Here is a 249-nt window from a genome sequence, read left to right on the forward strand (position 1 = left end):
TAGGCCGGGTCGACCAATAAGGTTCGCCGAACACATACGGTGCGGGGAAGGTTTGACATGCGCGTGCATCATTTAAATTGCGGATGTATGTGCCCTTTGGGTAGGGCTTTGTTCGACGGTTACAGCCGTGGATTGACCGCGTCGGTTGTGTGTCACTGTGTTCTGATCGAAACCGGCACCAATGGCCTGATTCTGGTGGATACCGGCTTCGGCCAGCAGGACGTCCAGCATCCGGAGCGTCTGAGCCGC

At 57.0% G+C, this 249-nt stretch carries 1 protein-coding gene; it reads left to right on the forward strand.

Annotated elements, in window-relative coordinates:
- Positions 1–57 precede the first annotated feature (57 nt).
- Positions 58–249, forward strand: a 192-nt coding sequence (locus tag SB752_RS33030; protein WP_486320415.1) for a hypothetical protein, incomplete at its 3' end; no start/stop codon positions are given.

The sequence above is a fragment of the Brevibacillus sp. SIMBA_040 genome (assembly GCF_046535075.1).
Classification (GTDB): Bacteria; Bacillota; Bacilli; order Brevibacillales; family Brevibacillaceae; genus Brevibacillus.